General features: G+C 51.6%; 8 protein-coding genes and 1 tRNA gene. 2 read left to right on the top strand and 7 right to left on the bottom strand.

Going from position 1 to position 12,565, the window contains the following annotated elements; all coding sequences use genetic code 11:
• Positions 1-3 precede the first annotated feature (3 nt).
• The 5 genes from ACG2F4_RS16590 to ACG2F4_RS16570 all read right to left on the bottom strand — a co-directional run bounded on the left by ACG2F4_RS16590 (position 4) and on the right by ACG2F4_RS16570 (position 7,290).
• Positions 4-2,193 carry a CHASE2 domain-containing protein gene (locus ACG2F4_RS16590; RefSeq protein WP_395262011.1) on the bottom strand — a complete coding sequence of 730 codons (2,190 nt, stop codon included), beginning with the start codon at positions 2,191-2,193 and terminating at the stop codon, positions 4-6.
• 2 nt (positions 2,194-2,195) lie between these two features.
• Positions 2,196-5,012, bottom strand: coding sequence for a hypothetical protein (locus ACG2F4_RS16585; protein ID WP_395262010.1), 2,817 nt, complete (start codon positions 5,010-5,012; stop codon positions 2,196-2,198).
• Between the two features lie 32 nt (positions 5,013-5,044).
• Positions 5,045-5,794, bottom strand: a complete 750-nt coding sequence (locus ACG2F4_RS16580; RefSeq protein WP_395262009.1) for a FecR domain-containing protein — start codon at positions 5,792-5,794, stop codon at positions 5,045-5,047.
• 8 nt (positions 5,795-5,802) lie between these two features.
• The gene (locus ACG2F4_RS16575) at positions 5,803-7,005 is read right to left on the bottom strand and encodes a hypothetical protein (RefSeq protein ID WP_395262008.1); all 1,203 of its coding nucleotides are present in this window, start codon (positions 7,003-7,005) and stop codon (positions 5,803-5,805) included.
• Between the two features lie 211 nt (positions 7,006-7,216).
• A tRNA-Ala gene (locus ACG2F4_RS16570) sits at positions 7,217-7,290 on the bottom strand.
• A 186-nt stretch (positions 7,291-7,476) separates the two neighbouring features.
• Between ACG2F4_RS16570 and ACG2F4_RS16565 the strand changes: the two genes are divergently transcribed.
• A complete protein-coding gene (locus ACG2F4_RS16565) occupies positions 7,477-8,379 on the top strand; it encodes an OmpA family protein (protein ID WP_395262007.1) in 903 nt (300 codons plus the stop codon).
• Positions 8,380-8,492: 113 nt separating this feature from the next.
• Here the strand turns inward: ACG2F4_RS16565 and ACG2F4_RS16560 are convergent, their stop codons facing one another.
• Positions 8,493-10,895, bottom strand: a complete 2,403-nt coding sequence (locus ACG2F4_RS16560; protein WP_395262006.1) for a DUF5686 family protein — start codon at positions 10,893-10,895, stop codon at positions 8,493-8,495.
• A gap of 324 nt (positions 10,896-11,219) precedes the next feature.
• On the opposite strand from ACG2F4_RS16560, the gene ACG2F4_RS16555 reads away from it, so the two are divergent.
• Positions 11,220-11,528, top strand: coding sequence for an ATP-binding protein (locus ACG2F4_RS16555; protein WP_395262005.1), 309 nt, complete (start codon positions 11,220-11,222; stop codon positions 11,526-11,528).
• On the opposite strand, the gene ACG2F4_RS16550 is transcribed toward ACG2F4_RS16555, so the two are convergent.
• Positions 11,478-12,116, bottom strand: a complete 639-nt coding sequence (locus ACG2F4_RS16550; RefSeq protein WP_395262004.1) for a class I SAM-dependent methyltransferase — start codon at positions 12,114-12,116, stop codon at positions 11,478-11,480. The genes ACG2F4_RS16555 and ACG2F4_RS16550 overlap by 51 nt on opposite strands.
• Positions 12,117-12,565 lie beyond the last annotated feature (449 nt).

Raw genomic sequence — 12,565 nt, 5'->3', positions numbered from 1 at the left:
GCCCTATTTAGACTCCATCACGTAGACCCCATCCCAGGAGTCACCGGGGGGATGTTCAGCCATATTTCGGCACCGCTCCAGGTAGACCAGAGAGGGATTGGTTTTTATGTAGGGATCCTCATCCGGTTGATACGGCTCCAGTTCTGCAGACTGTTTGAAAAGGCTGATTGCGCGGTCCCAGTTTTGTTGCAGGTAGGCCTCGGTGCCCCGCTCAAAAAGTTCAACGCAATCGAAAGTGGACTGGGGAAGGTGATCTTTTAGGCCGGTAATTTCATAAACGTTGACCGGCTGTGAGCGTCCCACGACTACAATACGGTCGAGATAACGAAAATGGCAGCGATCCCCATGTTTCAGGGCTTCTTTTCGGGTTTCACCGGTAACCATCGTGTATACGCCATACGATTTGGCCCCGCTTTCGCACCGGGCTGCGAGGTTGACGTTATCGCCCATCATGGTGTAGTTGAAACGTCGCGTGGATCCCATGTTACCGGTCAGCATGGTACCGGTATTCAGGCCGATCCGGTTGCGCATGTGATGCACGATCTCGGGCCACTTGTCGCCCTCACTTTTCCATTTTTCACGCAGTTCCGTCAGGCGCAGCTGCATCAGTTGAGAAGAAACGCAGGCACGGTAGGCGTGGTCCTCTTCCGGAACCGGCGCGCCAAAGAAAGCGACAATTGCATCCCCGATATATTTGTCGAGGGTCCCCCCCTGGTCTGTTATGATGTCGGTCATGGCAGAAAGGTATTCGTTGATAAGCTCGACCAGCTGGTGAGGTTCCAGCTTTTCGGAGAAGGCGGAAAACGACTGGATATCACTGAAGAAGGCGGTGATATATACTTCGTCTCCGCCGAGCTGGGGTTCCTGACCCGACTCTATCATCTGCTCTACCAGTGTGGGAGAGACGTACGAGGAAAACATGCCGCGGATACGCTGCTTCTCCCGTTGTTCCTTGAGATAGTCGTAGCTGGTGGTGGTTATATAGCCAACAAGGGTAGCGATCACAGGTCCCGTATACTCAATGACATAGCTGAAATTAAGAAATTCTACCAGGGTAAGGCCGGTGATAAAAAGTACTTGGAAAAGGAAGAACAGGAATCCCCAAAACGCACCCAAATACCGGGTTGCCACTACGATGACGGATGCGAAAAAAAGCAGCAGAAGCAGGTTCACCCACTGTTTGGCATGGCGGATGTAGTTACCACCCAGTATCGTTTGCAGGGCGTTGGCATGGGTTTCATACCCGGGGCGGTTGCCGGACTCCGCAAAGGGGGTGGCGTGAAAGTCGTGTAGCTCCTCCATTGTTGCACCGACCAGCACGATTTTATCTTTAAAGACCTTGTTGGCCAAAAGACCGAAATCGGGATCGGAAAAGGAGTTGAACTGAAACTCGGGATCCTCGGAATTGAGCAGTATGGTAGAGTCGTCAATGACGCTCTCGAAAGAATACTGGGGGAAGGCCCCGCGCGCTCCGACGTAGTTGATGGTCATGGTATTGGGGCTGTACTTGGGAATCCGGTAGTGCCCGAACCGGAACCGGTCGCGGGTTTCGTGAATTTCCACGCTGTCCCAGTCGTGGTACTGTTTCAGGACTTCCAGTGCAAATGACAGGTGCCGTTCTCCCCGGTATGTCCGGGAGAGGAGATAACGCCGTACGGCATCGTCAGCGTCTCGGAAAACCGTAACCAGTCCATATGGATTTGGGTTGGCGTTTCGCAGTATGGGGTTGGGCTCAAGCATGGATTGAACGGTGGAACCGGATCCCGCCCCTCTGCTGTCGGTTTGAATTTTGTAGTCGCCGGCCAGCACCACATTTTCATGCTTCCGGAGTTGCTCAGCAAAAAGCGAGTCGTTTTTTGATTTGGAGGAGATCTTGTCAAAGATAACATCAATACCGATCACTCTGGCTCCGGCCTTGTTCAGATTTTCGACCAGCTTGCCATAGAGACGGGTGGGCCAGGGGTATTTGTACGGGATCTCTTCATCCGCCTGCTGGCTGATCGCCACCAGCACGATGTTGGAGTCGGGCATGGCCAGGGGACCACGAATTTCAAAAAGTTGATCGGTGACTTTTAATTCGATCACCCGAAAAGGATTGCTGTAGGAAATAACAATGGCACTGATACAGGTAAAGAGCACGATGGACGGGAGGATCCACCAGTTGCGTTTTTCCTTTTTTCCTGATGTGGCCATGACTAGAAACGATAGATATACCGAGCCTGCAGCGAGTGGTCATCGGGGGGATTGAGGCTCGACAGCTGGTTCGAAATGTTGGTATAGCTGAGATTCACCATAAGCGCGTGGTGCGAGTTTATTTCATACTGTGCCCCGGCCCGCAGGATGACAAGATTAGTGTTTGTTTCCTGGATTATGCGGTTGCCGGAATCATCCGTCTCGGGCTGATATATGTCATCCCGGGGATCGCTTGTCCCGTTGTTGAAAATCTGCAGCGAGGTCGACTCCACGTTATTGTGTGTCAATGCCACGTTGGTATCGAGGTTTAGCTTGTCATCCATGAGAACGAATTGCCCCCCAATATTAAAACCCAGTACTTCCACATTTGAGAGCCCCCCCAGTGTTTCGGTGGTGTTCAGGTTGAATCCCAGCTTTGTGTTGAGCGGAAGCGCAGAAAAGCGGCTCTGAACAGTGAGGTTGACAGAGGAGCTCTTGGTTCCGGCGTACCTGAAGAACCGGTCCTCCGTTTCCAGGTAAGAAACATTCAGGCTCGCATCGTGCGAAATATCGAACAAGCTGAATTGCTGGGAAACAGAGGAGGTTACCTGGTTGGTATTGGAGAATCGCGGGTTGGCCGTAATAACGGTGTCGCCCCCGGAGATGGCAAAATTGCGAACCGCGATATTTTCGGGCCTCCCGGTCTGCCCCACAAACGGGTTGTTAAGGGCTATGGAATTATCGCGGTTTCGATACATGTAGCCGACACTTACCCGTGGGAGCTGCTGGTCGACCGGGAACCAGCTCAGGTTGGTACGAGCCGTTTGGGTGTTGGTGGTGGCCTCTTTTGTATCAGACACATTGTCGCTAAGGCTTTCATATCCCAGGGTTACGTACAGGCGATTTTCAAAGAGCTGAAGCCGGTCCGAAAGCGTGATGCCCGCCACGTCTCGCCGAATGGTGGAGTTGGCCAGCGAAATGTAGTGGGGCCCGATCCACCGATACTGTGCCCGGAGGTTGTTGTCGCCCATGTTGAAATTGAGCTCCGACTGGTTGGCCAGAATGGAGGTCGGGAAGTAAGCTGATTCAACCGTGGTTTGATCTCCGTCCACCTGAAAACGAAGCGGCAGCGTATTCATATTTTCATTGATAATAATAAGCCAGGCCCATCGGTCCAGTTCGCTGCTGATATCTTCACTCAGGTTGATATCAAACTCCTGGTCGTTGGTGAGTACGCCGGAACTGATATCTTCGTTGAGGAGGCTGACCGAAGTTTCGCTGTTAAAGCGGAGGGCGTCGTCAAAAATATTGAACATCAGGTCGCTGCCGGCAATAACATTGTCTTTGGGCTGGGGGTTTCCCGAGACGTTCAAAAGATCCGGACTCTCCTGCAGCTTGTTCAGATGGGACGCATCCAGCGAAGAGGCCAGCTCCGGTCGCTTGTTCATCAGGCTGTTAAAGTCCCGGATGGTTGCCAGCGAAGAGGTGTCATCGCGCACTTTCAGGAAATTAAGCCCCCACTGAAAGGTCTGCCCGCGCCCCACGCTGACTCTGCCTCCCGTTATATCCCGTTCAAAGGTTCCGGTACCTCCACTGGCGAAACTCAGGGAGTAGGTGGTATCGACCGGTGTGCCGTCCGACTGTTCTGTAATACTGGGCTGTACCGTATTGTAAATATTGGGAATTTTGCGGTTCATTTTACCATACAGAAACTGGGCATTAACGGCTCCGTTAAAAGCGTGTAGTCCCATATTGATGCCCTGCACCCTTCGCCCCGAAATGCTGAGTCGGCTAAGTGAAGGATAGATATGCCCGCCCTGAACTTCGAGCCAGTCGCCCACATACAATTCGGCGCCATACCGGTTTTGAGGCTGCAGGCGCGCCGACTCCTGGGAGGTGAGCTTGCCATATACCGAATAGCGAATATGGTCATCTTCCCCTGAAAGACGTAGATTGCCTTTCAGCACATCGTTGTCTACTCCTCCCGTCTTCTGGTTTTGTGCAGTCATTTCCAGTTGCCCTTCTCTCAGCAGTGAGGTGGATTCCTCCCCGCCTTCTTCCACAAACTGGCGGGCGGCCACGGCCCGGTCGGGATCAAGGATTTCAAAATCCCAGCGTGCAACCTCAAGGGTGTCTTCCGGAGTGGCAAGCTGCAGGTTAACCTGGTGCGGACCGGGCGCCACTTCTCCCGCTTCCGCGGAATAGGAGAAAAAGTAATTGGAGGCCCGGGCCTGCTCGCTGATATCTTCATTGTCGAGGGAAAGGATAAAATCAGACCGGGTAGTGTCTACCGCATTCTCGTCATAGAAAAGGGTGATGGCGATGACCAGATCCTCCGCCGGCAGTGAAGCCCCGGGTTCCGGTGACAGGATAGTATACTCAATTTCCGCGGTTTGCCGTTCGCGATCCACGATATCCACGCGCACGGGACTTGCCCCCGGCTGACGGGTGGGATAGGTCACCTGCTGTCCATTTGTCAGCTCAACTGCAAAGTAGTATTCCAGCGATCCGGCATTTTCATTATCAACCGTGAGCTGGGTCTTAAAGGAGGATTGATCGTACGAGGTGCGCTGCTGGCGATACGATATCTCCCCGTCGTACCTGTAGAACAGAAAGGCGTCCTGCACATTATTTTGATTGAGGCCGGGGATATCGAATGCCAGCGTAACCGGTTCTGACCGCTCTACCACCACAGGGGCCTGGTGCTGCACGCGGTAATTACTTTGTGGATTGTCGCCGGCCAGCAAAATTTGCCAAGGCAGCAGCAGTAATGCCAGTAGTAACACCGGTTGCTTATCCCCGAAAGCAGAAGCCAGTCTAATGTTACTTTTTCCATTCATTATGTTCAAAAAGTATGCCTTAACCTACCGTTTTATTCGTTTTCGTTGTCGGTGCCACTCTCATCACTGTTGTCGTAATACTCAATTTGTATCTCCCTGATTTCTCCGTTTTCATCCCGAAACCGCAATCTCATCTGTTTGGGGGCGCCGGTATCTCCATCCAGCTCGTCGTAACCACTCCTCAGACTTTGCAACTCATCTTCCGTCAGTTCCCCGGTGGTAATGCTGTTGTCCTCGTTCACCTGCCCGTACATGCGTTCGGTGAGGGAAACAGTCTGGCCGGTTTCAGTGGACATAAACTCCACGATTCCCTCTTCCACCCAGGCGTAGTTGTCCGATCGTACTCCGAAGTTTGTGCCTTTGACCGATGCTACGGACTTGGAGGTGGCCACTTCGAAATTGTTGTCAGATCGCTGGGTAACCTCCATAAAGATTTCGCCGGCCTCCAGTGCAATGCGTGCCGAGGTGCTCTTGTCGTTGTTGACTTCTCCCCGCACGGTCAGTTCAGAGTTCGGCTTTACTTTGGCGAAGCTTTTATCCATGAACTGGACGGCTGCATATCCTTCCTCGTAGGTTCGCAAGGTGTCCCCGCTGTATAGCGGCTCCCCTTTTTGGGGCTCAATCTGTTTGGGCAGAATATTGACTTCCGGCTTGAAACGGCGCACAAATGCAAGGGGACGGTCGGCGGAGGTATAGTTATACATTTCTGCCGAGGCCAGGCCGGCAATAAAAAAAGCTGCGAGCGGCCATCCCAACATCGATGTCAGTTTATTCCACGTCATGATTCCATTTATTCAACAATAATTGATATTTCCCCGGATTCAATCCTGCCGCCAAGTTCCCGAAGTTTCTGGACAGCTGCGGCACCGCGATAGGTCTGTCCCTCTATGACAATGGAGTTGAAGTTAAATCCCTGCTCATTCAGCTGGTTTAGCTGTTCTCCCAGCAGGAGATTGAGCGAGTTCTCCATTTCATCCGTAACATTGACCGTTGTGCTGGTTTGGTTGGATGCGACGGAAAACTCCCAGATTTCGGAAGGGATATTTTCAGCCGCCTCCACCGTTTGGCGGTTGGCGAAAACCTGCCAGTAATACCTGGTTCCGTCTTCCAGGTTCTGCACTCCGGAAGGCGGGGTGGAAAAGGTGATATTGTTCAGGCGGGCGTCAATTATTTCAAAATCAAGCAGGCTGCCTCCGGTAGAGCTCGCATTTGCCAGGATCGGTTCGGTACCGAGTGCGGACTGTATCAACGTTTCGGGGCTCTGCCCGTTATCTTCAACCACTATGAGACGGTAATCAATATTGGTTGGCCCGTCCCACCGAAATACCGGCAGCGTGGTGGTAATTTGCTCACCCGAGCCCGCAACTCCCCCGGGCTGCACCAGGTAAAGGTCGATACTGGTATCGGTGGAGATATTTTCTCCAAAACTCTGCTCAATGGTATCCAGCAGATCGCCTCCGCTGCGGCTGTTGTCTCCCTGGTACAGACTCAGCGTTACCGTATAGATATCTGCGGGGAGCGTGGTTGCTCCTCCCAGGTCATTAAGGAACTGTTCTCCCTGCTCCGTCAGTCCCCCACTAAATCGGATGCTTTCTTCAACGCCGGGAACCCCGTTCTGCAGCTGGTTATTGCTGGCCACCACCACTTGACCGGCATTCAGATGGAAAGGGCGGTCCGAACGCTGGTAGAGAGTTGCTATAGTGCCGACCCTGCCTGAGCCGATCTCAATTTCAAAATAAAGGTCCCGCTGCTCCTGGTTTGTGTTGTTTCGCACTACAAGGTTAAACAGGGGAGCACCTTCTCCCGAACGATTTATTCCCAGGTTGGACAAGCCAAGAACCTGGGCCCTGGTAAGCTGCGGCTGCAAAGTCAAGTCCAGCTCAACAGGGCTCTGCGCACGCACGGAATGCACCGGTAAACCCAGCAAAAAAAGAAGGAATGCCAGTAAAGAGAGCTGTATGGGTCGTTTGTAGATGGATATACAGTTGTTCATAAAAGCCTCCTGTAAATGGTTATGACAACCTCATTGTAAGCCCGATCCGCCTTGTTGATTTATATCTTGACAATATTCTTTTACGCCTTAATTAAATAACTATTTTATAACAATTAAGCCAATTTGTAATAATTTCCCGGAACTTTTGATTCTAACAGGAATTTATATTTAACTGTTGACTGAAGCGATGTTGAGAAATGCGACTAAAAAGTGGAGCTACGGGGATTCGAACCCCGGACCTCTTGCATGCCATGCAAGCGCTCTAGCCAGCTGAGCTATAGCCCCAATTGGGAAATGCAAATATATGGGATATAAGATATCTTTGCTAATAATTTCATCAAATTTTGTTTGAGTTCCCCAGTATCATTATTTTCATTGCTTAGTGGCTTCTTAAAAAAGGCGCTTCACAGATGAGTTTCACAAATATACATTCTTCAAAATCATAAACATACAATAACAGGAGTAAATTCAATGAAACGAGCTCTCAATATATTACTTGTTTCCATATTATTAGCGGGAGGGGTCACCCTTCAATATGGCTGTGGTTCGAGTGAACCCGCCGTACAAGAACCAGTAGACACCGATGGTGACGGATTAACCGACGCCGAAGAGGCTGAATTAGGTACCGACCCCAACAACGCCGACACTGATGGGGACGGTTTAACCGATGGGGATGAAGTTAACGAGTATGATACCGATCCACTTAACGCGGATACGGATGGGGACGGACTTGAGGATGGACCTGAAGTAAATTCCTATGATACGGACCCCAACAATGCCGACACCGATGGTGACGGACTTGAGGATGGACAGGAAGTTAATGACTATCGCACCGATCCCAACAACGCTGACAGCGACGGGGACGGCCTGAATGATTATGAAGAGGTAATGGATTATGATACGGATCCCAATAATCCTGACAGCGACGGTGACGGATTTACCGACGGGCAGGAAATTGAAATGGATACCGATCCCAATGATGCCCAGGATCCCGCCTATATAAGAGAAGGTGACCTTGGCACGATCAATTTTGATTTCGATAAATCGAATATTGACGATCAGGCAGCTGCAATTCTTACGGAGAACGTGCAGCAACTGCTCGATGCGCCCAATTTCCGTGTTCGCATAGATGCTTATACTGACCACATTGGGGGCGACCAGTACAACCTGCGCCTCAGCCAGCGACGTGCTGTTTCCGTGGTCGACTTCTACACTGAAAACGGCGTTTCCGAAGATCGTATTGATTCTCGTGGACTGGGTAAAGCACCGGTTCCCTGCTATGAGCAGGCCGGTCCGGATGATCCAGGCTGCCGCAAGAATCGTCGCGCAGAATCACACCCGATCAGCCCCTACCAGTACACTCCGTCCAACTAACGGCTGATCCGGAGTAATCAACTTCAAGGCGAATCCCCGACGCGGGGATTCGCCTTTTTTAATGCATATTATAGGGCACCATCGGAAGGCCGGATGCAACCCTTTCGTGCAGACTAGAAAATACGTGCCACGCTTATATTCAACAGGTAGGCGGGTTGATCCAGTCGCCGGGCCAGGTCGATCCTGAATAACCCGAAAATGCCGTTCAGGGAGATGCCGGCCTCAAGGTGTGGGTCGCCGGTTTCCGGTACCAGGTATCCCGTCCGGTCCAGGATGGCCTGTTTGCGGGTGTCGGAGATCCAGGTTTTGCCGGCCCCGCCGAAGATAATAAGGCTCCAGTTCCAGTCGACCGGTTTTTGTAGTCCCAGCGCTTCAAACGGAATGGTCCGGAAGTTGTGCTCGGCATTAAGCATCAGGTATTGCTCACCCATATAGGGAGTCTGCTGCCGGGTCTTCAGCGTGCCGAACGGGCTGAAATGGTCGATTGAAACATCCAGCAGCCCCAGCCGCTGCAGGGGGAGCCTGCCACTGAACGTGCCCGCTGCAAGGTTGAGGTCCAGCGTGTTGGAAAGGAACCGGCGCTGATAGAAAGTGGGAAAACTCCACTGCACAGAACCGGTGTACCTCGCAAAGTTAAAATCACTGCCCAGCATATCATCCGACAGTTCAACTGAAAACGCAATTTTATCGATTCCCGTGACGCCAAAATTGTATCCCTGGTCCAGGTTGTACCCCGCCCTGAGGTCAAGCGAACGCAGCGATCCCTCTTCCACATCGGGATTCAGCTGCAGACGGGGCGACCGCCCCAGCAGATCGTAGCTGGTATTTTGTGACAGGGAGGAGTGTTCCTGACTGTTGAAGCCGACAACTGCCGATAGATCCCGCGGAAATTCCAGACCGGTAAACACCCGGTATCCTTCGCTGCGAAAATAGTTGTAGTAATCGCGTTCACCCAGCAGGTTGGTCACCGTGGTAAAGTAGGCCCCGTAGATGGCCGACTGCTGCTGGGGGACGGTGCCGGCTAGGTATTCCAGCCCAATGGACTGGTCAAATCCCTTGGCATTCACCAATTCATATTCGAGTCCGCTTCCGTAGCTCCACGCCCGGTAGCCGGTGCTGTAGCCGCCCCGAACATTCAGCTCCACCCGATCAGCTATACCGATATCATATTTCAGTCCGCCGTAAAATTCGTCCACCCGGTTGTAGCGAAAAGCGGGTGATAAACTGCCCGGAACTCGATCCAAAAACCCCGGTCCGCCGTTTCCATTGCCGTTTTCATCCTCATCAATAAAATGAGCCAGGAAGCCGGAGGGTTTAAACGATTTTTCCAGGGTGGCGGTGCTGTCCAGGCTGGAGTAGGCTTCTTCCTCTTCTCTTGAAAGGGGAACCGATTTTACAGCGTTCACAAACAGCGAATCGGTATCGGCAGAGGTTGAATCGACCGTGATCTGCTCCTTCTTCCGGTAAAGGGAATCGGGGAGCGGAACGTTCACCTGGTAATTTGATATCTGGGAGACCTGGCGAAACCTGATAGTCGGGAAATCGAGGCCCACCATCGAAATCTTGATGTCGCCCCGGATTCGCATGTCGGCCGGCAGCCAGAACTCTTTTCCGTAGTTGTTGAACTGCTGCTCGTAAAAAGTGTTGAAATCCCTGACAGGCTGTGGAAAGGTCACGACGTCATTCGGCTGCAGGCTCACTTCCAGCAGGGCGTATTCCCGGTCGAGCACGTAGATGGTGCCCTCGAACAGGGGCTGGAGTTTGCGGGCCGGCGAAACAGATATTTCGTACACCACCCGGTCGTCGATATTGCGGTAGTCCTCGAGCCTGAAGTCGTAGTATGTAAGAGCATCCGGGTGGGTGACACCCACGAGTTGAAATCCGGCGATTTCGATGTTGTCGTCATACAGGTTGGGAAAGTAGCTGACCCCCGCAAAGTTGTCACTGGCTGCGATATTGGCGGTCTGTCGTCGCGATTTAAGCACCTCGCGGTGTCCCTGTTCCTTGTCCCAGAACGCCTCCGAAACAGACTCCGAGATCATCACGATGGCGGTGTCGTTGGAAATGGTCTGCCGGGTATAGGCCTCGGCCCGGTAGGTATCCAGTCGTTTTCGCCACTGTTGTTTACGTTCAATGACCCTGCGCATGATGCCAATGGCGGGATCCTCTCCCGTTACCACGACCTCCTCCATCTGGAGGGTGGAGGGTTCAAGCCGAAAATCCTGGGTGCTGTTCGAGCTTCGCTCGATCGTTCGTTTATCGGTGTTATACCCGAGATAGCGGACCACAACTGTTACCGGCAGCAGCGAGTCGGGAATGGTAAGAGAGTAGCGCCCGTCGCGGTTGCTGATGGTACCGCGATAGGTATCTTCGATTGAGATATTGGCCGAGGGAAGCGACTCTCCACTGGATGCGTCGGTGATGGTGCCGCTGATCGTTTTTTGGGCATAAGCAGGATCTGAAAGGGAAAGCATCAGCGCCAGCAGGACAACAGGACGGGTGATTCGGAGATACATAGCGATATTTTCTTAATCTGATGAAGACGAAGTGTATTGTACTGATAAATGGGCGGAAAGTTACGATATCCCTGGCAATGATACGACGCTGCGAGTTTTCAACAGTAATCTCTCCAAGGATTCTAAACCCTTAGCCTGTATTTCTCACGATAATGATGCACAAATCATGTACCCTAATGGCAGGCAGTATCTTACCTCATATGTTACCGACCTTTTTATTTAACAGGGGGTAAAGCGCTGGTAGATTTTCCCTTCAACTGCGTTAAAGGGAAAATTACCTGTCAACGTGCAAAACTATGTCTGCGCGGCCATTTTCTCTTTGCCTTGCTGAAGAATAAACTTCCTGGTGAGGTAATCCAGGCTATCCGCCTGAGCGACACCGGGATCGGTTTTGATGAGGAGGCCCAAAAGCACCTGTTTGAGCGGTTCTGCCGGGCCAATGAATCAGAAGTGCAGGAGCAGTACCTCGGGCTGCCATTGGTCAAAGCCATTGTAGAACTTTATAACGGTAAAATTCGCGTCTTAAGTGAGGGACAAGGTGAAGGAAGTACATTCGTGGTGGGGCTGTCGCTGGCTAGAGGGTTAGTGTGGTTTAGAGGCTTCAATCTGTCTAAAGATCCCTTTGGCAGTTAAATCCCGGACTTGCTCTATTTTCCAGCCGGCCTTTTCAACATTAGCTACGGTTTGCCGGGCGATATGAACGCCACTCAGGTAGTGGATGGGTGCATCCAGTTTCTCCATTAGGCCGGCCAGGAGGGACTGTTCCGGTTCCGGCTTCATGTGTTCCAGCAGGTGCAGCTGCCCGCCGGGCCGGGTGACGCGCAGGGCTTCTTTTAATCCCAGGATGGGATCGGGGACGGAACAAAACACAAAGGTGGCAACCGCATCGTCAAAATGGTTATCGGGAAAATCCATATTTTGAGCATCCATCTCTTTGAGGGTAACATGATCTTTTTGCTTTTCTGCCAGCAGTTTTTTGGCGCGTTTCAGCATGCCGGAAGAGAGGTCGATTCCCGTTATTTCAATATCTTCAGGATAGTACGGGATGTTTTTACCGGTGCCCACACCAATTTCCAAAACGTTTGGCCCGTGAATGTTCTGCCATAGCACCCGTCGCCACTTTTTGTACCACAGTTGCTCTACCGGCCACTCCATCAGGTTATACAAAGGGGCGACAAATTGGTATCGACTTTTCGTATGGGTTGTATCCCTGCTTGTCACTTTATTGATGGTTAATCATTCGTTAGATTTTTTTCCTTTCTTCAAATTCTTCCCGTTCAATTTCGTCACGGGCAAACCTTCTTTTTACTATTTCCATGGCATCCTCCTCCAAATCGTTATTGGGTCGATATGGAATGAGATTGAAAACTATCAAAAGAATAAGGCCAACTACAATGATCCGCCGGATCCAGTGCATTCCTACTAAGATGGTGATCGTAAAACATGGTATTACTACTGTTCAATTGTGATGTTGCTGGTGGTTACTGTACCGCCCCGTTCCTTCGCCTTCGAAAACAGCCATACAACAATAGCCTTCGTTGCGGAGCGCCGTGTATTGATCGGATATACGCTTTAACAAGTTTCATAATAACCTCATTTTTAGCGTTCGATTTTAAGGAACCGGGCATTAATAGCCACGATTACGGTACTGAGTGACATTAGCACAGCAC

The sequence above is a fragment of the Halalkalibaculum sp. DA3122 genome (assembly GCF_043951865.1).
Lineage (GTDB): Bacteria > Bacteroidota > Rhodothermia > Balneolales > Balneolaceae > JAMQKA01.
The sequence above is the reverse complement of the archived record's forward strand: the minus strand, read 5'-3'. Positions and strand labels throughout refer to the sequence as shown.